General features: G+C 60.4%; 20 protein-coding genes. 8 read left to right on the top strand and 12 right to left on the bottom strand.

Annotated features, from left to right (window positions below; genetic code table 11):
* Window positions 1-138: 138 nt before the first annotated feature.
* Window positions 139-405: an SEL1-like repeat protein gene (locus GNP00_RS03195; RefSeq protein ID WP_011580257.1), complete on the top strand. Its 267-nt coding sequence runs from the start codon at window positions 139-141 to the stop codon at window positions 403-405.
* A 183-nt stretch (window positions 406-588) separates the two neighbouring features.
* Here the strand turns inward: GNP00_RS03195 and GNP00_RS03190 are convergent, their stop codons facing one another.
* Together GNP00_RS03190 and GNP00_RS03185 are read right to left on the bottom strand one after the other, a co-directional pair.
* Window positions 589-2,541 carry an acetyl/propionyl/methylcrotonyl-CoA carboxylase subunit alpha gene (locus GNP00_RS03190; protein WP_011580258.1) on the bottom strand — a complete coding sequence of 651 codons (1,953 nt, stop codon included), beginning with the start codon at window positions 2,539-2,541 and terminating at the stop codon, window positions 589-591.
* A gap of 129 nt (window positions 2,542-2,670) precedes the next feature.
* The gene (locus GNP00_RS03185; protein WP_157038027.1) at window positions 2,671-3,090 is read right to left on the bottom strand and encodes a hypothetical protein; all 420 of its coding nucleotides are present in this window, start codon (window positions 3,088-3,090) and stop codon (window positions 2,671-2,673) included.
* A 172-nt stretch (window positions 3,091-3,262) separates the two neighbouring features.
* On the opposite strand from GNP00_RS03185, the gene GNP00_RS03180 reads away from it, so the two are divergent.
* A complete protein-coding gene (locus GNP00_RS03180) occupies window positions 3,263-3,871 on the top strand; it encodes a DUF922 domain-containing Zn-dependent protease (protein ID WP_011580260.1) in 609 nt (202 codons plus the stop codon).
* A gap of 427 nt (window positions 3,872-4,298) precedes the next feature.
* Here the strand turns inward: GNP00_RS03180 and GNP00_RS03175 are convergent, their stop codons facing one another.
* Both GNP00_RS03175 and GNP00_RS03170 read right to left on the bottom strand, forming a co-directional pair.
* Window positions 4,299-5,918, bottom strand: coding sequence for a DUF262 domain-containing protein (locus tag GNP00_RS03175; protein ID WP_011580262.1), 1,620 nt, complete (start codon window positions 5,916-5,918; stop codon window positions 4,299-4,301).
* A 181-nt stretch (window positions 5,919-6,099) separates the two neighbouring features.
* A complete protein-coding gene (locus GNP00_RS03170; RefSeq protein ID WP_011580263.1) occupies window positions 6,100-6,624 on the bottom strand; it encodes an O-acetyl-ADP-ribose deacetylase in 525 nt (174 codons plus the stop codon).
* Window positions 6,625-6,891: 267 nt separating this feature from the next.
* Between GNP00_RS03170 and GNP00_RS03165 the strand changes: the two genes are divergently transcribed.
* From GNP00_RS03165 to GNP00_RS03155, 3 genes are all read left to right on the top strand, one after another.
* Window positions 6,892-7,326, top strand: coding sequence for a curlin (locus tag GNP00_RS03165; protein WP_011580264.1), 435 nt, complete (start codon window positions 6,892-6,894; stop codon window positions 7,324-7,326).
* Window positions 7,327-7,400: 74 nt separating this feature from the next.
* The gene (gene csgH, locus GNP00_RS03160) at window positions 7,401-7,787 is read left to right on the top strand and encodes a curli-like amyloid fiber formation chaperone CsgH (protein ID WP_011580265.1); all 387 of its coding nucleotides are present in this window, start codon (window positions 7,401-7,403) and stop codon (window positions 7,785-7,787) included.
* Window positions 7,788-7,852: 65 nt separating this feature from the next.
* Window positions 7,853-8,245: a hypothetical protein gene (locus tag GNP00_RS03155; RefSeq protein WP_011580266.1), complete on the top strand. Its 393-nt coding sequence runs from the start codon at window positions 7,853-7,855 to the stop codon at window positions 8,243-8,245.
* Window positions 8,246-8,344: 99 nt separating this feature from the next.
* On the opposite strand, the gene GNP00_RS03150 is transcribed toward GNP00_RS03155, so the two are convergent.
* The 5 genes from GNP00_RS03150 to GNP00_RS03130 form a co-directional block, all read right to left on the bottom strand.
* Window positions 8,345-8,749: a DUF2019 domain-containing protein gene (locus tag GNP00_RS03150; RefSeq protein ID WP_166015720.1), complete on the bottom strand. Its 405-nt coding sequence runs from the start codon at window positions 8,747-8,749 to the stop codon at window positions 8,345-8,347.
* Between the two features lie 153 nt (window positions 8,750-8,902).
* On the bottom strand, window positions 8,903-9,367 hold the full coding sequence (locus GNP00_RS03145) for a hypothetical protein (RefSeq protein WP_011580268.1): 465 nt from the start codon (window positions 9,365-9,367) through the stop codon (window positions 8,903-8,905).
* Window positions 9,348-10,067, bottom strand: coding sequence for a hypothetical protein (locus tag GNP00_RS03140; protein ID WP_011580269.1), 720 nt, complete (start codon window positions 10,065-10,067; stop codon window positions 9,348-9,350). Before GNP00_RS03140 ends, GNP00_RS03145 begins: the two co-directional genes overlap by 20 nt.
* Window positions 10,068-10,154: 87 nt before the next feature.
* Window positions 10,155-11,762, bottom strand: a complete 1,608-nt coding sequence (locus GNP00_RS03135) for a carboxyl transferase domain-containing protein (RefSeq protein WP_011580270.1) — start codon at window positions 11,760-11,762, stop codon at window positions 10,155-10,157.
* 54 nt (window positions 11,763-11,816) lie between these two features.
* Window positions 11,817-12,977 carry an isovaleryl-CoA dehydrogenase gene (locus tag GNP00_RS03130; RefSeq protein WP_011580271.1) on the bottom strand — a complete coding sequence of 387 codons (1,161 nt, stop codon included), beginning with the start codon at window positions 12,975-12,977 and terminating at the stop codon, window positions 11,817-11,819.
* 137 nt (window positions 12,978-13,114) lie between these two features.
* Here GNP00_RS03130 and GNP00_RS03125 point away from each other — a divergent pair, with 137 nt between their 5' ends.
* Entirely contained in the window at window positions 13,115-13,354 is a 240-nt protein-coding gene (locus GNP00_RS03125) for a hypothetical protein (protein WP_011580272.1), read from the top strand.
* Window positions 13,355-13,393: 39 nt separating this feature from the next.
* Here the strand turns inward: GNP00_RS03125 and GNP00_RS03120 are convergent, their stop codons facing one another.
* Both GNP00_RS03120 and GNP00_RS03115 read right to left on the bottom strand, forming a co-directional pair.
* A complete protein-coding gene (locus tag GNP00_RS03120; RefSeq protein ID WP_011580273.1) occupies window positions 13,394-14,509 on the bottom strand; it encodes a pyridoxal phosphate-dependent aminotransferase in 1,116 nt (371 codons plus the stop codon).
* 114 nt (window positions 14,510-14,623) lie between these two features.
* The gene (locus GNP00_RS03115; RefSeq protein WP_011580274.1) at window positions 14,624-15,046 is read right to left on the bottom strand and encodes a DoxX family protein; all 423 of its coding nucleotides are present in this window, start codon (window positions 15,044-15,046) and stop codon (window positions 14,624-14,626) included.
* A 307-nt stretch (window positions 15,047-15,353) separates the two neighbouring features.
* Here GNP00_RS03115 and GNP00_RS03110 point away from each other — a divergent pair, with 307 nt between their 5' ends.
* Together GNP00_RS03110 and GNP00_RS03105 are read left to right on the top strand one after the other, a co-directional pair.
* Entirely contained in the window at window positions 15,354-16,097 is a 744-nt protein-coding gene (locus GNP00_RS03110) for a TIGR02594 family protein (RefSeq protein ID WP_011580275.1), read from the top strand.
* A 39-nt stretch (window positions 16,098-16,136) separates the two neighbouring features.
* Complete coding sequence (locus tag GNP00_RS03105) at window positions 16,137-16,799, top strand: lytic transglycosylase domain-containing protein (protein WP_041544544.1); 663 nt, start codon at window positions 16,137-16,139, stop codon at window positions 16,797-16,799.
* Here the strand turns inward: GNP00_RS03105 and GNP00_RS03100 are convergent, their stop codons facing one another.
* Window positions 16,800-17,360 (bottom strand): hypothetical protein, encoded by a 561-nt coding sequence (locus tag GNP00_RS03100; RefSeq protein WP_041544545.1) that lies wholly within the window; start codon window positions 17,358-17,360, stop codon window positions 16,800-16,802.
* Window positions 17,361-17,468: the final 108 nt, after the last annotated feature.

The raw sequence follows: 17,468 nt of genomic DNA, 5'->3' as shown, positions 1-17,468 counted from the left end.
ATTGTTTTAGCTTTCTTTTCCGCGCGTTAAGCAAGCCGCTTAACGGCCATTTCAAGGCTCTGTGGCATTCTCCTGAACCATCAAAGCACCGCAAAAAAGAAACGGCGGGCAGCTCTCAGGACGAACAGGGATTTCGAAATGGCACGTTTCAACATTGAGGAGGCAGGGACAGGCGCCATGGGCGCCGGCGCTCAGGCCGATATCCTCTTCCAGCTTGGTGTTATGTACGCGACCGGCCGCGATTGCGACGTTGACATGATCGCCGCCCACAAGTGGCTGAACATTGCGGCCATCAAAGGTTCGGAGAAAGCGGCGAGAATGCGCTCCGAACTCGCGGCCATGATGCCGAAGGCCGACATCGCCCGCGCGCTGCGCGAAGCACGCGAATGGATGACGGTCCACTAATTCCGGAAAGTGAGGGGGCGCGGCGCCCCATTGGAGCAATTCCAGGAAAAGTGGAAACCGGTTTTCCGTCCGGAATTGCGTAAGATCAAAAACTTAGATCATTCAGTGTTTTCACGACACTGAAAAGGATCTAGCGCCGAAACGACGCCGCGGAGGCCTGAGGCCGCCCGCGGCGTTTCGGTTCTACTGCCCTTCCTCCTCAAACCGCACCAGCACTGCCCCGTCATTCACCTGCATCCCCTCGGCGGCGATTTCGGCGATCAGGCCGTCATGGGGGGCGGTGATGGTGTGCTCCATCTTCATGGCTTCGAGAACGAGAAGCGGCTGGCCTTTCTTGACGGCTTGGCCCGGCGCTGCCCGCACAAGCTTGACAAGCCCCGGCATCGGCGCGCGCAGGCTTTCGCCTGCGGCAGCCTGCTCCCCGGCGAGGGACAGGGGATCGCGCAGCCGGAAGGTGTGGCTTGCCGCACCGTCAAAGACGGTGAGATGTCCCGGCCAGCGGGTCATGCGCGGGGCGTCGCGGGCCGATAGCTGGAAGGCCTCGCCACCTTCCTGCTTTACGCCGAAGCTGCCGTCGCCCTTGCCCGTGATCGCAAAGGTCAATGCGCGCTCGCCGTGATCGAGGGCTATCCGGTGGGTGAGGGGGTGAAAGTGCCCATAGGCCGAGATCGCATCGAAGGGATCGGGCGCATCCGGTGAATATCCGGCGCCGGAGGCCGCGAGCGCAGCCATGGCGGCCAGGCGAGGGGCAGGCTCGGCCAGCGCCGTCAGTGCCTCCTGCTTGCGTGCGATAAGGCCGGTGTCCAGCTGCCCCGCCGCGAAATCCGGATCACGCGCGAGCTTCGCAAGAAAGCCTGTATTGACCGTCGAGCCCGCCACCTCCGTCTCGTCCAGGGCTGCGGCGAGGACGGCAAGCGCGGTCCGGCGGTTTTCCGCATGCACCGCCAGCTTTGCGATCAGCGGATCATAATAGGGTGTGATGACATCGCCCTCCCGCACGCCGGTTTCCACGCGCAAGGCCGCGCCCGGCGTCCCGTCTGGAAAGCGCAGATGGTGGAGACGGCCGGTCGCGGGCAGGAAGTCCCGCGCCGGGTCCTCGGCGTAAATGCGCGCCTCAAAGGCGTGGCCGGAAAGCGCGATCTCTTCCTGGTTTTTGGGAAGCGCCTCGCCGGCCGCCACGCGGATCTGCCACTCCACAAGGTCGATCCCCGTCACCATCTCGGTCACGGGATGCTCCACCTGAAGGCGGGTGTTCATTTCCATGAACCAGAAGCGGTCTGGCTTGAGCCCTCTGGCCGCATCCACGATGAACTCGATGGTGCCCGCGCCGCAATAGCCGATCGCCTGCGCGGCTTTGATGGCGGCCTGCGTCATGGCCGCGCGCATCGCTACGGTCATGCCGGGGGCGGGAGCTTCCTCGATCACCTTCTGGTGGCGGCGTTGGGCGGAGCAGTCCCGCTCGAAGAGGTGAACCACATTGCCGTGCTTGTCGCCGAAGACCTGCACCTCGATGTGGCGCGGCTTTTCGATCCACTTTTCGACCAGCACATGGGCATCGCCGAACGCAGCCTTGGCCTCACGCCTGGCGGCGGCGAGCGCATCGGCGAACTGGTCCGGATCGTCGACGCGGCGCATTCCCTTGCCCCCGCCGCCCGCCCGCGCCTTGATAAGCACGGGATAGCCGATCTCGCGCGCCTTTGTGGCGAGCACCACAAGCTCCTGCGCCTCGCCGTGATAGCCGGGCACCACGGGAACGCCCGCCTTCTCCATCAGGCGCTTGGCGGCGTCCTTGTGGCCCATGGCGCGGATCGCCTTTGCCGACGGGCCGATAAAGGCGAGGCCCGCCTTCTCCGTCGCCTCCGCGAATTCGGGGCTCTCCGAGAGGAAGCCGTAACCAGGATGGATCGCCTCGGCGCCGCTGGCCTTAGCCGCCTCGATGATGCGTGCGCCGTCAAGATAGCTTTCGGCGGCGGGCGCGGGGCCGATATGCACCGCCTCGTCGGCCATGGCCACATGCATCGCCTGCGCGTCCGCATCGGAATAAACAGCGACCGTGGATATCCCCATCCGCCTGGCCGTGCCGATGATACGGACGGCGATCTCGCCGCGGTTGGCGATCAGGATCTTTGCGAACATCCCGCCTCCTCTGCGCTTGCCGCTCCATGAGCAAATCTATAGCTCACCGTTCCGGTCGGGGGGAACCCGCAATGCTGGAGGCGGGCCGGAACAACCGGCAATCCGCCCCGCCGCAACGGCTCGGGCAAATCACTTTCCGTAATACTGCCGGGCCGCCTGGATCACGTCCTCGATTGTCCGATCGATTGCATCGGCATTCGCGGCTCGCGCGGCGTAGGCGCGCGCTGCCTGCACCACCTCTTCTATCGTCTGATCGATTGCATCAGGAGACATGGCGGGCGTTTCGCCTTTGGGCGGCGTGGCGGAGCCGGCGGGGATTCGTCCTTCCCTGAAGGCATGTTGGACGGCATTTCCTGCGCCCTCTGCTGCCGGCGTTCCGGCCCTGGGCGAGGGGAGCGGCGAGCCAAAGGGCGTGTCTGGCGGAGTGTGTCCCATTTCATGGATGAAATCCGGGGCGCGCGGGATTCGAACAAGTCGCGGATAATCGGAAATTGGCGCCCGCTGCGCGGCGCCGAAAGGCGAGTTGGATAAGCTGCTATAATCGATCATCAAAATTTCCATAGGTATGAACAGCTTAGCATAAGCTCCCCTCCCGTTATGGCGTTATCGGAATTTCCATGGGCGGCGAAAGCGCCGGCAGCGGCTCGACAGTGGGCAATTCCACTTGCGCACGAAATATTCTAAACGCTTGGCTTCCCCGGCGGAGCGGCGAGGTGCAGGAATGAAACTGGTGTGGCTGTTGGCGATCGCTTCTGTAAGTGCGCTTTCGCCGGCCATCGCGCGTGCGGACTGGAAGCCCGCCGAGAAGATCGTGACCTATCCCGTCTCCGGCAAGACCGGCATCGAGCTTTACCGCTCGATCGGGGAAAACGGGCCGAAGGTCGGCGTCGGCCGCGTGATCGCCTATACGGATTTTGATCTCAAATGGTCGCGCGACTACCAGCCGCGAAACGGCGGCTGCGTACTCGCCTCCGCAAAGCCCTTCCTCACCATCACTTACCGGCTGCCGAAGGTTTCAGGAAAGCTGCCGCCCGAAACGCAGCCGCTGTGGGAGGCCTTCATCGCAGGCGTGGAAAAGCACGAGCGGGTGCATGGCGAAATCATCCTCGACATGGTGAAGAAAATTGAGGCCGTGTCCGTCGGGCTCACGACCTCGGACGATCCCGCGTGCCAAAAAATCCGCGAAGTGCTGACGCAAAAGCTCGGCGAACTGTCACAGGAGCAGCGGCGCAGAAGCCGCGAGTTCGACAAGGTGGAAATGAGTGACGGCGGAAACGTGCACCAGCTGGTGTTAAGGTTGGTGAATGGGCAAACGGAAATGTCGGAGTGACGCTGCTCCCATTGTTTGACAGTCTGCTTCAGCGCAAAAGAAAAAGCCGGCACATGCCGGCTGAATTTGCAATGAATTTACTGCCATCAAGTCCGGCTCCGGGCTCGGCATCATGTCTTTCCGTCAATCCCACATGCAGCACATCGCCAACGACCGCGCTGATCACCCCAGGTATTCCCAGGAAATTGCGAGAGAGCAGGAACCAAACCGTCGCCATCGAGATGCCGTAGACCGGTGCAGGGCGGCACCGGGCGTAGAACGAAGGCGATGACCAGCACTCGCTTAGGAATGGCAAAACCCGCGACTTTGATAGAGGAGATGACGATGTGCGAGAATGCCGGCCGGTGCTAGTCTGTTAGACCAGGAGCACGGTTCTAGCGGCATATCCTCCGAAAGCATCGGCTCGGCGATGGTCACCCTTTCCAACTCAAGCCTCGCTTGCTGCCTGAGCTTCGGACCCATTTGAATGGGGATGCGCCTGCAAAGCGGAGCCGCCCTTTACGGCAGTATTACAGTAGGGGTGAACCAGTTGAGCATTCTCTAGATTCCCGAGCCCACCGGAATTGATTGGCAGCGAATGATCATAGGAAACCGACTTTATCGTGTGTAATAGACCGCCGCATATTGGACAACGTAGAGCACTGGTGATTGCGGTCTGCAGAAATGCAGATGATTTTACATCTGTAGTAAATCCTTGAGGGGCATCGATTATATTCAAGTTTCCCGCCGAGCCCTTTAGTCCAAGTGAGTTCAAAATCAAGGAATCATCGACTTTGTTTCCAGATTTTATTGCAGAAACAAGATCTTTTATGAGGGTTGATACGCGATTTATCCGGTGGATACTGTTTACATTGGCCAATCCTTGGTTTATAAGAGATTTTCTGCCAATTAGTATTTCTTCTAGTTTGCCTCTCGCGTTCGTAAAATCTTTAAACCATTGCTTGTTGTTATCCCTGACGGCATCCGCAATAATCTTGACAACTCCCAGGAACAAAAAGCGGCTGTGCTTTCCTCTCTCTGTATAAAAGTATACCGCTGGATGGAGTCCAAGACTTGCTGCATCATTGCCGGATATGCGCGAGACAACCCTGAGGCTGCGTCTTAATAATTCTAGAGTCTCAGATCCATCTTGGTCATCGCCGAGATTTTCTAGGCTCTTCTTTGCGGCTGTAGAACCGTCAACCAACGTGAAAACGTCGATTAGTATCTTCAAGGCCTCGACTGGGGAACTAGTCCCTCCAAGTGGTAAATCTAGCGTCTTGATTGGTTCAGAAACATTTGGTTGGAACAGCAGATCGTTCTGTCTGAGTGCTAGCTGCTCTATATTTTTCTGGACGTTGTCATCAAATTTTGACCAATACTTATGCCCCGTTCCAGCTCTTACTATCGATCGTGCGCCAATAGCGTATGATTTGTGCCGGTTTTTCAGAAGTAGTTCCTCGGTTTGATCGAGCACAGTGCCTTGCGAATTGATTTTGAAGAAAGATGATTCTGCGACCTCCTGATTCCCTTGAATCCACTGGACATGGAGAGATCTGGAGAAAATAGTTGAGTGTATTTTGGCTTTTTCAGGGTTATTTGATAATTCTTCTTCTGTCATATTGTAAAAATCTGAGTAACGTCCAACCAGATCTTCCACCTGTCTTCGCGTAAAATTCGCGACAGCTCGTTGGTCCGCAGGAATGCTTTTTTGATAAAAAGAATAGGATAGCCCGCCATCGCCATAGTCGTTTTCCACCCAAGCCTTAAGTGCGCTCAGCCGATGACCTCCGTCGATTACGAACACAAAGGACTCTGATTTCCACAGAATCAGTGCGGGGATAAGCTCCCCTGAAACAAAACTCTTAATGAGGCCCGCTACCTGCTGCGGTGACCAATGGTTTGTTTCTCGTTGAAAGTCAGGCTTTCTGAGAAACTTTGCCACGGGGCTGCTACCTGCAATTTCCTCAAGCTTGAGGGTGCTGCTGAGCTCCAAAGACACCGACTCAGCTTGTTGAGCGAAGTCAGCTCTCTTTATCATGGCATCTAGAACAACACGCTTCGCCAACTCATTCTCCCGCCCAAAGTTTCGAGCGAGATTGGCGTGTGAAAAGAGTGCTTGTCAACGGAGCAACACAGACGATGCTCCGCCCTAGTTACTCTATCCATCACTTAATCCCCGCGTAATCAGACGACCAAATTGCCGAATTGCCCAGATAGTATGCGGCTTAGAAAACGCTCGGAACCTGTCAGCGTCTGTACGCCGCAACCATCCAAGAATACCCCCGCGTCGTCTCCTCATCGAACCCGACAAACACCACCCTCTCCGGCATCTCATTCCCTTCCAAAAACTCCGCCACCGTTTGCACCGCGATGCGGGCGGCTTGGTCCTTCGGGTAGCCGTAGACGCCTGTTGAAATTGCCGGGAAGGCGACGGATTTGCAGCCGTGGTCTCGCGCCAGCTCCAGTGAGCGGCGGTAGCAGGAGGCGAGGAGGTCCGCTTCGCCTTCATGGCCGCCATGCCAGACGGGGCCGACCGTGTGAATGACGTGGCGGGCGGGAAGGCGATAGGCCTTGGTTATCCTGGCGTCGCCCGTCTCGCAGCCGCCGAGCTTGCGGCATTCTTCCAGAAGCTCCGGGCCGGCGGCACGGTGGATCGCGCCGTCCACGCCTCCGCCGCCGAGCAGCGAGCGGTTGGCGGCATTCACGATGGCGTCGGCTTCGATTTTCGTGATGTCGCCGGTGATGGCAGTCATGCGGCCTGTGACGGGCATGGCGTTTTTCCTCCGGGCAGTTACCCGCTTCCGTTTTTTACAATTAGCCTCCGCTTCGCTCCAGCCAAGATGTTGAAATCGCTTTCTTGCCGCCAGGGAGGAATAACGCGCCTGCAAAGGCCCGCGGGGAAGCTGAAGCGGGGGATCTCGCCTGCCTCAATGGTGAACGGCGGTTGAACGGGCGGTTCAGCAACGGTTCCGGACAGCGCCATTAGAACTGCGATCGTTGAAACCGCGGGGACACCCGCCCCACCAGGAGGACGTTCAATGATCCGCAAGCTCATTATCACCACCGCGACCGCTGCTCTCTTCGGCTTCACCGTGCTGCCCGCTTCGGCCGACAGCATTCATATCGAGCAGTATGGCTGGGCCAACGCCGCCGGCGGCGATCAGCACGGCTCGCGCAACCGGATCGGCATCTATCAGAACGGCAAGCGCAACGGCGCCGTCGTTCGGCAGCAGGGAAGGAACAACACCGCCGCCATCGGCCAGCAGGGCCGCCGCAACGCCGCCGATATCTGGCAGCGGGGCAAGGGGAACGCCGCGGGCGTCGGCCAGTTCGGCCGCGATCACAACGCCGTCGTCACCCAGGACGGCAACGGCAACATCGCCGCTGGCGTGCAGGTCGGCAAGGGTTGCGACGGCGAAGTCAGCCAGTCCGGCAGCGGCAATGTCGCAGCCTTCGTGCAGACCTGCCGCTAGAATGAGGGCTCGGGAGAAGCGCCGGGGCGGTTTCGTCCCCCGGCCTTCGCTCCCAAGCGACTGAGGAGGTTTCCATGTTGCGTAACTCAAAGCATCTCGTCCCGGCGGCGGCCGGGCTCGCTCTGGCGCTCTCGGCCACGGCCCTGATGGCCGGCTCGGGGACTGCCCAGTCCGGCCCGCTGCGCTGCGAAGTGCAGACCACCGCCAGGGGCGGCATGACGACGCTCGAAGGCGTCGTGCATTCCGAAAGGGCCGTAAGCGGCTCCTACACGTTCCGCGTCGAATCCGTTGGTGGCGCGGGCAGCTCGAACATCAGGCAGGGCGGCGACTTTTCCGCGGCTCCCGGTACGCCGGCGAAGCTCGGGCAGGTCACGCTCGGCGGTTCCGGCTCGGTCTACGAGGCCACGCTGGAGATCGAAACACCCGACGGCAGGCTCACCTGCAGCAAACGCACCGGCTGAGCCGGCACGGCAAAAGCTTTTTTATCCGGCCAGGGGCCGCATCGCTTTTCAAAGGGAGACAAGTCATGATCCGCACCATTCTTTCCGCCGCCGTGCTCGGCGCCTGCCTCGCCAGCGCTCCGGCCCATGCCGGCGGCTCCGTTTCGCTGAGCTACCAGCCCACCAATCCGCACGATGCCCATATGCTGCAGACGGGTCTGCGTCTTTATGCGCTCGCCGAAGGCATCAAGAGCGGCCGCATCAAGCAGAAGGGTTTTGGCAACGCGGCCGGGCTGGCCCAGAACGGGCGCGGCAATCTCGGCATCGTGCATCAGGAGGGCAGGGGCCACGAAGGCACGGTCACGCAGAACGGCGACGGCAACGCCTACGGCCTGTTCCAGTTCGGCAGGGGCACCTCGGGCCATGTGGTGCAGAACGGCAATTATCAGTCCGGCGCCACCTTCCAGTACGGCTGGTAGGAAAGGCCTTGGCGGGGGGAGAAAATGGCTCCGCTCCCGCAGAAAAGAAATATGGCGCGCTCCAGGCCTGGCCGCGCCATCGCCATTCGCTCGGCATCGTCAAAGCCAAGGCTGTTCGGAGCGCCGCGGCACGTCGATCCCATAGGCTTTCAGCGGCTCGATCAGCTCATTGCGGTCATGGTTTTTCACCCCAAAATGCTTCTCGAGATAGGAACTGGCCCCCATGCGGATAGTGACCCGTTCCATGGCGGCCGTTTCATCCGGCAGCTTGTCCACTATGAGATGGCCCAGGACGGGAATAGCCTTATCTGGATCCCATTTCATGACCTGCCCCGCAGCCCACATGCGGACCTGCGGCGTTTCGTGGCTCAAGAGATTTTCCAGAACGTCGCGCCCCCGTGGGCCGGCACCGAGGATCGCGTTCAGGGCTTCCACAACCTTCTTGTGCAGCTTGTTGTAGGTGGGGACGTCGTCCGCGCGATCTGCCTCTGCCTGCTTTTTCAACCTGCGGACAAATTCCTCGGTCCATTGTTCCAACGTTCTGCTTGATCGCATCGAAGTCATAGCCGAGTTCCTCGTAAGCTTCCTTGATCGGGCTGAAGGACGCCGGTCGAAGTTGCCCCATCCCCGGGTAGGGCTTGGTACGAGTAACCGTCTCTACTGCCACTTCGCGTGATCCCGATATGGCAGCTCAACACCATATGCCCTGAGCGGTTCGATCAGATCGTTGCGATCAAAACTGCGTATGCCGAAGTGTTTGTAGAGCCAGCCTTTGGCTTCCGTTCGAATATCCAGACGCTCGTCGGGTGAACGCGTCGGCCCTAGGTCTTCAAAGAGGAGGCGACCCAGCACCGGTATAGCCTTCTCCGGTGACCAGCTAAGAACAGAGCCGGCCGCCCGCAGACGCAAATATGCGTCCGGATGCGTCAGGAGGGTTTCAATCGTCTCCCTTCCCGCGGGATTGAGAGCAGCTAATGCATTCAGGTATTCTGATGCCTTGAGGATGTGACGGTTGGCTGTAGGAACATCTTGCCGCCGAACGGCAAGTCGATACAGTTCCTGATGCTTGTGGAAGCGTTCAAGCAGATCGCTGACGGAGATACTAAAATTTTGTCGGGTCATAGCCCATCTCCTCAAGCGTTTCGGCGATCAGATCGAGCCCGAGGTTATACTGTTCATCAAACGGCAGCTTTTCCATCCAGAGACGACGAACGACATTACCATGCTCCGGGCTTCTTGAACTCATTTTTGCGGTAACCCGCCGATGTACCTCCACCGGCAGGCTGATGATATTGTCGGTGCTGTGGATGAGTTCAGCCGGAAAGCCATCTCGGCCGGCCAACCGCTTCTCCGCAATATGATGCCATTCGCGCCCAGAGCCCGCCGGGCCCAAGTAACGCCGCAATTCAACTTCTGTACGGAAGCGGATCGTCGGATAGCCGAACCGTTGCCAAGAGGACCGGCTTATGCGCCGGGTCTCATCATCGAAGCTTTCCTCATCAGGTTGCGACGTGTCGTCCCAGCGCCGGGGAAGCCTTCGCAGGATCGGCGCAAGTCGGCGTGCTTCCTCCCTCAGCCTCCGGAGGGCAGGGACGGCGATACGTTGCAGCGCAGGCAGTATAGAACCCGCCGCGCCCAGCCACGTGATCCACTGTCCGCCGATTCCGTCAGAACTGCCGGCCGGAGCCCGGGGCTGGAGGTGCCAATACGGGTTGTATTTGACCGCGTTTCGCAGTCGCAGGCAGGAAAGCAGCACGCGGTTCGCCGCGAGGCTGTATTCGATCCTGCGAAGTTCAATATTCTCGGTTGTATCTTCCATCATCCTTCCCGCCACGCCCGTTGCGTGGCGGGAAGTGTAAGCGGGCGGAAAAGAGTGGGGATAAAACTAGGAAAATTTTCTTGTTACATCTCACATCCTGAACACACCGAACCGCGTCTCCCCGATCGGCGCGTTGAGGGCGGCGGATAGGGAGAGCGCAAGGACGTCGCGTGTCTTCGCCGGATCGATGATGCCGTCGTCCCACAGCCGCGCGGAGGAATAGAGCGGGTGGCCTTCGCGCTCATATTTTTCGAGGATCGGCTTCTTGAACTCGGCTTCCTCCTCGGCAGTCCATGAGCCGCCCTTTCGCTCAATGCCCTCACGCTTGACGATGGCAAGCACCGTCGCGGCCTGCTCTCCGCCCATGACGGAGATGCGCGCGTTGGGCCACATCCATAAGAAGCGCGGCGAGAAGGCGCGGCCGCACATGCCGTAATTCCCAGCCCCAAAGGAGCCGCCGATGATGGCTGTGATCTTCGGCACCTGGGCCGTGGCGACGGCGGTGACGAGCTTGGCGCCGTCCTTGGCAATGCCGCCCGCCTCGTATTTCGCCCCGACCATGAACCCCGTGATGTTCTGGAGGAAGAGGAGGGGGATCTTGCGCTGGCAGCAAAGCTCGATGAAGTGCGCGCCCTTGAGCGCGGATTCGGAGAACAGCACGCCGTTGTTTGCGATGATGCCGACGGGCATGCCGTGCAGATGGGCAAAGCCGGTCACGAGTGTCGCGCCGTAGTTCTGCTTGAACTCGTCGAGCTCCGAGCCGTCGACGATGCGCGCGATCACCTCTCGCACATCGTAGGGCTGGCGCACATCGGCCGGGATGATGCCGTAGATCTCGCGCGGGTCGTAAAGCGGCGGAATCACTTTCTGAAGATCGAGCCCGATCGTCTTCTTCCGATTCAGGTTTTTGACGATGCGTCGGACGATGGCGAGAGCGTGTTCATCGTTCACCGCGTAGTGGTCGGCGACGCCTGAAAGGCGCGTGTGCACTTCGGCGCCGCCTAATTCTTCCGCCGTCACCACCTCGCCGGTGGCTGCCTTCACGAGGGGAGGGCCGCCGAGGAAGATGGTGGCGTTGCCCTTCACCATCACGGTCTCGTCGGACATGGCTGGCACATAGGCGCCGCCTGCCGTGCACGAGCCCATAACGCAGGCGATCTGCGGGATGCCCCGCGCCGACATCGTGGCCTGGTTATAGAAAATGCGGCCGAAATGGTCGCGGTCCGGGAAAACCTCGTCCTGGTTGGGCAGGTTCGCACCGCCCGAATCGACCAGATAGATGCAGGGCAGATTGTTCTCGAGCGCGATCTCCTGCGCGCGCAGGTGCTTTTTCACGGTGAGGGGATAATAGGTTCCGCCCTTCACAGTGGCATCGTTGACGACGACCATCACCTCGCGGCCCTCGACGCGGCCTATGCCGGCAATGAGCCCGGCCGACGCGATGTCGCCCTCATACAGGCCGAAGGCGGCGAACTGCCCGATCTCCAGGAGGGGCGCCCCCACATCGAGGAGCTGCGCTAGGCGCTCACGCGGCAAGAGCTTGCCGCGCGCGGTGTGCCGGGCACGGGCTTCGTCGGAGCCGCCGCGCTCGATGGCTGCAGCCTTCTCGGCCATTTCGGAGACCAGCGACTTCATACGCGCTTCGTTGGCGCGGAAAGATTCGGCAGCGGTGGAGAGCTGGGAGGGGATGACGGGCATGGTTTCCTTCTCTCGCGGGTGAGTGTTCCTCGATAGGGCGTTTCGGGCGCGCGATCAGTTCTCCGCCACGATCTCCCGGCCGATCAGCCATCGTCTGATCTCGCTCGTTCCCGCGCCAATCTCGTAGAGCTTGGCGTCGCGCAGCAGCCGGCCGGTGGGGAACTCGTTGATATACCCGTTCCCGCCCAGAAGCTGGATGGCGTCGAGCGCCATGCGGGTGGCGCGCTCGGCGGCGTAGAGAATACAGCCGGCGGCATCCTTGCGGGTGGTTTCGCCGCGATCGCAGGCAGCAGCGACGGCGTAGACGTAAGCGCGGCAGGCATTAAGCGTTGTGTACATGTCGGCGAGCTTGCCCTGCACGAGCTGGAAAGAGCCGACGGGCTGGCCGAATTGCTGGCGCTCGCGCACATAGGGCACGGTGGCGTCCAGGCAGGCGGCCATGATGCCGAGCGGCCCGCCCGAGAGCACCACGCGCTCATAGTCAAGGCCGGACATGAGGATCTCCACGCCGTGCCCTTCCTCGCCAAGCATATTTTCGAAAGGCACCTCGACATCCTCGAAAACCAGCTCGCCCGTGTTGGAGCCGCGCATCCCCAGCTTATCTAGCTTTTGCGCCACCGAGAAACCGGGCATGGAGCGCTCGACGATGAAGGCGGTTATGCCACGCGGCCCGACCGCGAGATCAGTCGTGGCGTAGACCACGAGCGTGCCGGCATCCGGTCCGTTGGTGATCCACATCTTAGAGCCGTTGAGCACGAAGCGGTCGTTTTTCTTTTCTGCCCTGAGCTTCATCGAGACCACGTCTGAGCCAGCCCCCGTCTCGGACATGGCGAGCGCGCCGACAGTTTGGCCGGCGCACAAGGCCGGGAGATAGTTCTGCTTCTGCTCGGGCGTGCCCCAGCGGCGGATCTGGTTGACGCAGAGATTGGAATGCGCGCCATAGGAGAGCCCGACTGAGGCGGAGGCGCGCGAAATCTCCTCCATCGCAACCACATGGGCAAGATAGCCGAGGCCTGAGCCGCCAAACTCGGGCTCGACGGTGATGCCGAGCAGGCCAAGATCACCCATTTCCTTCCAGAGATGGGCAGGGAACTCGTTTTCGCGGTCGATCTCGGCCGCGATGGGCCCGATCCGCTCGCGGGCGAAGCGGCCCACCATGTCCCGCAGCGCGTCGATGTCCTCGCCGAGCCCGAAATTCATTGTGTTCGTGTACATCACTCCTCCCACGCGCTCTGGCCTTTCCATAGGTATTCTGCGTCGGCGGGTTCGGAAAGAGCCACTCCAATGATGTGAGGGAACCCAATGCCGCTCCGCATCATTTTGAAGGAGTCCCACCTGCGAAGGAGTTTTCCATGCCGACGCTGACCAGGGAAGGGGTGCATCGCATTCTTGGGCCGGTGGACAACGCGCTTCTGGCTGAAATTGCCACCACCGGGGCAGATGAACGCGAATTGGCCGAGGCGCATGCCTGGGTTATGAACGACGAGGCGCTGGTGAATGAATTCCGCCCCATGCCCAAGGGCAAAGTGGCCGAACTTGTCGAGATCCTGAACCGCGGCTTCGGCCCCGGCGGGGAGGACGATTTGATCTGAGCGACGGCGAAGGAGCCGCCGCGCCATGGGCTTTGCCTGTCAGGCGCCTTGTCGGGCCCTCTCCAGCGCAGGCCCAAGCTCTGCCTCGAATATTGCGATCTCGGCTTCCGGTCCTACGCTGACGCGGATGCATCGGTCGAGGACCGGCGCCATCGGCTTGCGCACGAAAACGTCCCTGTCTGTAAGCGCCTTCAGCAGGCGCGATGCGAAAGAACCGTCGCTCCCGCAGTCTATCGTCACGAAATTCGTGGCCGAGGGCAGGGGAACGAGCCCATGCGCTTCCGCAATGGCCGAGATACGCCGCCGGCAGACATCCACTTGCTCGACCACCCATCTCAGATGTGCCTGGTCGGAAAGGGCAGCAAGCGCGGCCGCCTGGGCCATGCGCGTCATGCCGAAATGATTGCGCACCTTGTCGAAAGCGCCGATGGCCGTTGCCTCGCCGATCGCATAGCCGCATCTAAGCCCGGCCAGCCCGTAAGCCTTGGAGAAGGTGCGCATGCGCAGCACATTGGGCCGTAACGGTTCGAGAGGCGGAATTGCAGAGGCCGGCGCGGTCTCGCCATAGGCCTCGTCCAGAATGAGGAGCGTGGTCTCTGGCAGGCCCGCGATAAAGCGTTCGATCTCGTCGGCCCCCCACCAGCTACCCATGGGATTGTCGGGATTGGAGAGATAGACCACGCGGGCATTCTCCCGCCATGCGGCATCGAGCAGGCCTGAAAGGTTTTCGCGGTCCCCTTCATAAGGAACCGTGACGAGCCGGCCTCCGAAACCGGCCACATGATAGTTGAAGGTGGGATAGGCGCCCAGCGATGTAACCACCGCATCGCCGGGCCGAACATATTGCCGGACTGCAAGGCCGAGCAGGCCGTCGATCCCTTCGCCGATTGTGATGTTTTGCGGCCCTAGGCGAAGATGAGCAGAGAGCGCCAGCTTGAGATCGTGGTTTTCGGGATCGCCGTATTTCCACATCTCCGGCGCTGCCTCCCGCATCGCGGCCACGACAGCCAGCGAAGGTCCGAAACCGTTTTCATTGGCGCCAAGGCGGGCACGGAAAGATCTGCCGCGGGCGCGCTCCTGCGTCTCGGGGCCAACAAACGGAACGGTGGCGGGCAGGCTTTCAACCAGTGGGGTAAGGGAAGGGCGCTCGGGCATCGCGAAACTCTCGGCTTACGGCGCTGTTATGCACCGGCACGAGTATGCTCCGCAACATGTGCAGGCGCCGGACGCTATCCGCGATCCGGCGCTGCCGACTGAATGAGCCGCCGGCTATACCTTCTGCGTGGCGGGTTCACCTGCCTCGGCTCGCTGGCCGGAAAGGCTCCAGGCGCCGGGGCCGGCAAAGACCAGATACAGGAAAATGAAACAGAAAAGGATTGCGGTCTCTCCGCCGTTAAGGATGGGATAGAAATCTCGCGACGCGTGCGCCATGAAATAGGCGACCGCCATTTCGCCGGACAGAATGAAGGCGACCGGCCGCGTAAAGAGACCAAGAACAAGGAGAATACCGCCGACCAGCTCAAGCGCGCCGGCAAACCCTGCCAGTGAGAAAAGCGGCGGTGACATCCCTGTATCGGGAAAGCCAAGGAGCTTCGCAGTGCCATGCGCCATGAACAACAGCGCGGTCATGATCCTGAGGATCGCAAGCACATAGGGCGAGAGTTCGGTGAGCCGAGCTTCCAGATTGTTCACGTCAAGATTCCCTTTCCAATACGGGCCGTTGATCCTGTTGCACGCGCAAGGCAATCAGATGCACTTGCGCCACTCAAGCGCCTGCCGATCAAAAAACCGGGTTAATCAGTCACAAGCCGGTGAGCGGGCGCGGGGGCTGCGAAACGCGTTTATGGCGGAATCGCATTATGCTCAAATTGCCAGAAGCCGCGATGCGCTATACCCGCGGAAGTTAGGAAGATGTCGGATCAAATTACGCGATTCGGCCATTGACTTTTCCCGTCATGGGTGTGTTCCTTGACAGGCAGCATAGCTGTGGGAGGGGCAAATGGTGAGGAAAGCAAGAACCGCTAGTCGGGCCAAAAGGGCTGCGTCAAAACAGAAGGACGTTTCCCGAGCAGAGTCGATCGCGACCGCGTTGAATAACGGCAGTGTGGAAGCGGCGCTTCTCGGGACCATCTACACTGCACCGGGAGACACTTTTGAATCGCTGGGCGGTGAACTTGGTTTCGATCGCGGCGGACTTCTCTTACTAAATCCTCATATTCACGCGCTTGAGGAACTCGAGCCCGGCATACCGCTCGATGTGCCGCTGTTGGCGCGCAAGTCCATCATGCAAGCTCGCGTTTCGGCACGAGGTGGTCTTAGCGCCTACGAAGTCGCCGAGCGTGAACTGTTGTTCGACGTTTGTCAGGACAACAGACCAGGCAGAGACAATCCGCGGATACGTATGTATCACGCAACCACCATTGGCGGGGCTGAACCGGACGAGGTCGCTTGGTGCTCATCCTTCGTCAACTATTGTGTGGAGCAGGCCGGCGGCATCGGCACAGACAGCAAAGCCGCTCGCTCATGGCTGAATTGGGGATCGGAAGTCAGGGCCGGTGACTGGCGGGTGGGCGACATCATAGTGTTCTGGAGAACCAGTATAAACTCCTGGAAGGGGCATGTCGGCTTCCTTGTTGGATATGACGGTGATCGGTCCCTTGTACTGGGCGGTAACCAAAGCAACCGCCTTTGCGTCGACGATCCTTACCCGTTTAGCCAAGTTCTTTCCGTTCGTCGGGGGTAGTCACTGGTGCAAAGACCCGGCTCAATATGGATTCTCCTCATGGCCCTGGTGCCCGCCGCAGTTCTCGCGAGTTGCGCGGGCGGCTCAGAAAAGGCTCAGACGGTGTCGGAAGGGCAGCAGGCAGCCACCCCGCCAGCACGCGTGACAGTTGCGCGATGGGATGGGGTAGCCGGAGCCGACGGCTACACTCGTCTCGCTCTCGATGCAGTGCGCCGTAACGGCAGCGCCCTGGTCAGCAATGTACCCGAAGATGTGAGCCGGTACTGTCCCGGCTATGAGAAAGCCAACGCTGATGATCGAGCCTCCTTCTGGGTGGGGCTGCTTTCGGCGCTTGCAAAATGGGAGAGTAATTTCAAACCCGCCGTAACGTTTACCGAGCCGGACATTTATGACGCTTCGGGCAACAACGTCATCAGTCGTGGGCTCCTCCAGCTTTCATTTGAGAGCGCCAATGCATACGGATGCGGCTTGCGCACCGCTGATGACCTGCACGATCCGGGCACGAATCTCACCTGCGGGGTAAAGATATTGTCGAGATTGGTCACGCGCTCCGGGGTGATAGCCAGCGACGGCCGGCCTTGGAGGGGCGCCGCCGCTTACTGGAGCCCCTTCCGCGACCAAGCGAAGCGAGCGGACATTCAGTCCTGGACGTCGCGCCAGAGCTATTGTTCTCAGGTCGTTGCCGGCGAAGGCGCGCTTTGATCAATCAACTCGTTGAGCCAGAATGCCGAAGACGACGTTTGTTCTGGTCGTAACAGGCGTTTCCTGAGGAGGTGTTCGATACCTGATGGGTCCTAAATCCGCGCTGTCGATTGGCCCACGGGCAAAGATCTGAGCTCGATTGGCCACTGCCACGGCGGATGTGACGTAGTAGGGCTTATTGCGGGGGAGAATTTGGCTTGGGCAATTTGGACCGAGATTTCCCAAGATGAAGCTATACGGATTGCCTTCCGCGACCCGCGAAACCTGAAAGCCGGTCACCTGCAGGTGGCGATAGGGAACCCTCAAGTTGGTGCCGAGAAAGCCAAATGTGGCACCGTCCAGGACTGTCCAGTCTCGCAATACATCCGGCGAGGGATCGTCGGTAACGACGCGCATGGCTTGCAAGGCATTCTGGTCCTTGAAATCGTCCTGGCAGATTTCGTGAAAATTCCCCTGCTTGTCCTGGTGGTATATCCTCCCGGCCTTCAGCGCCGAAGGACTTATCAGCGCCGTAGAGTAGGCGCCTTCACCGAGTGCTTGCTGAGCAGCGGTTTGGCCCAAAACTCCCGACGGCGAAGTTGTGCACGCCGCGACTGCAAGACAGCAGGCGGAGGCCAGCAAAGTAGATCGGATATGCATTGATTCCCCCCAAAGAATGCCAGCGGGAAA

Source organism: Chelativorans multitrophicus, from assembly GCF_011317445.1.
GTDB lineage: Bacteria > Pseudomonadota > Alphaproteobacteria > Rhizobiales > Rhizobiaceae > Chelativorans > Chelativorans multitrophicus.
This window is presented reverse-complemented; position numbering and strand designations above follow the sequence as displayed.

Excerpts from the sequence above, each read along its gene's own strand:
- GNP00_RS03195 (WP_011580257.1), top strand. The coding sequence starts at position 139 with ATGGCACGTTTCAACATTGAGGAGGCAGGGACAGGCGCCATGGGCGCC.
- GNP00_RS03190 (WP_011580258.1), bottom strand. The coding sequence starts at position 2,541 with ATGTTCGCAAAGATCCTGATCGCCAACCGCGGCGAGATCGCCGTCCGT.
- GNP00_RS03185 (WP_157038027.1), bottom strand. The coding sequence starts at position 3,090 with ATGATCGATTATAGCAGCTTATCCAACTCGCCTTTCGGCGCCGCGCAG.
- GNP00_RS03180 (WP_011580260.1), top strand. The coding sequence starts at position 3,263 with ATGAAACTGGTGTGGCTGTTGGCGATCGCTTCTGTAAGTGCGCTTTCG.
- GNP00_RS03170 (WP_011580263.1), bottom strand. The coding sequence starts at position 6,624 with ATGCCCGTCACAGGCCGCATGACTGCCATCACCGGCGACATCACGAAA.
- GNP00_RS03165 (WP_011580264.1), top strand. The coding sequence starts at position 6,892 with ATGATCCGCAAGCTCATTATCACCACCGCGACCGCTGCTCTCTTCGGC.
- csgH (WP_011580265.1), top strand. The coding sequence starts at position 7,401 with ATGTTGCGTAACTCAAAGCATCTCGTCCCGGCGGCGGCCGGGCTCGCT.
- GNP00_RS03155 (WP_011580266.1), top strand. The coding sequence starts at position 7,853 with ATGATCCGCACCATTCTTTCCGCCGCCGTGCTCGGCGCCTGCCTCGCC.
- GNP00_RS03145 (WP_011580268.1), bottom strand. The coding sequence starts at position 9,367 with ATGACCCGACAAAATTTTAGTATCTCCGTCAGCGATCTGCTTGAACGC.
- GNP00_RS03140 (WP_011580269.1), bottom strand. The coding sequence starts at position 10,067 with ATGATGGAAGATACAACCGAGAATATTGAACTTCGCAGGATCGAATAC.
- GNP00_RS03135 (WP_011580270.1), bottom strand. The coding sequence starts at position 11,762 with ATGCCCGTCATCCCCTCCCAGCTCTCCACCGCTGCCGAATCTTTCCGC.
- GNP00_RS03130 (WP_011580271.1), bottom strand. The coding sequence starts at position 12,977 with ATGTACACGAACACAATGAATTTCGGGCTCGGCGAGGACATCGACGCG.
- GNP00_RS03125 (WP_011580272.1), top strand. The coding sequence starts at position 13,115 with ATGCCGACGCTGACCAGGGAAGGGGTGCATCGCATTCTTGGGCCGGTG.
- GNP00_RS03120 (WP_011580273.1), bottom strand. The coding sequence starts at position 14,509 with ATGCCCGAGCGCCCTTCCCTTACCCCACTGGTTGAAAGCCTGCCCGCC.
- GNP00_RS03110 (WP_011580275.1), top strand. The coding sequence starts at position 15,354 with ATGGTGAGGAAAGCAAGAACCGCTAGTCGGGCCAAAAGGGCTGCGTCA.
- GNP00_RS03105 (WP_041544544.1), top strand. The coding sequence starts at position 16,137 with ATGGCCCTGGTGCCCGCCGCAGTTCTCGCGAGTTGCGCGGGCGGCTCA.